Source organism: Christiangramia aquimixticola, assembly GCF_048285835.1.
Taxonomy (GTDB): domain Bacteria; phylum Bacteroidota; class Bacteroidia; order Flavobacteriales; family Flavobacteriaceae; genus Christiangramia; species Christiangramia aquimixticola.
The window spans coordinates 1-419 of sequence record NZ_JBLVTL010000009.1 but is presented as its reverse complement, the minus strand read 5'-3'; the positions used below and the strand labels follow the sequence as shown (position 1 = coordinate 419).

Genomic DNA, 419 nt, shown 5'->3' with positions numbered 1-419 from the left:
ACAAGATGAGATTTCTTTTAAGGACCGTGGGAGACTACCACGTTGATAGGCTACAGGTGTAAAGGCAGTAATGTCATAGCCGAGTAGTACTAATACTCCGTAAAGCTTGATGCGCGATGGCTCTGAGGCCGCAAAACCTCAGAGCCGCCAAATGCTTATTTTATAATTGGATTATTCGTTCTTCTTATTTTTTGTTTCTTAAGTATGTCAAAGATATTAGTGTCGAGAGACACAGTTTAAGCTCGAAGCTTATAACTAACCTTTTAAGGTGGCTATAGCAACGGGGCTCACCTCTTCCCATCCCGAACAGAGTAGTTAAGCCCGTTAGCGCAGATGGTACTGCTGTATTGTGGGAGAGTATGTCGCCGCCTTCTTCTTGAAAACCCCTTCAGATCTCTGAAGGGGTTTTTTTATACCCT

General features: G+C 43.4%; 1 rRNA gene and 1 other annotated feature (1 of these 2 running past the window's edge). The gene reads left to right on the top strand.

Annotated elements, in window-relative coordinates:
* Positions 1 to 112, top strand: a sequence feature (mutual gap in cmsearch alignment for this rRNA model is longer than 100); it begins 2717 nt to the left of the window's first position.
* A 152-nt stretch (positions 113 to 264) separates the two neighbouring features.
* Positions 265 to 374: ribosomal RNA gene (gene rrf, locus ACNKXV_RS13210) — 5S ribosomal RNA — on the top strand.
* The last annotated feature ends 45 nt before the right edge of the window (positions 375 to 419 follow it).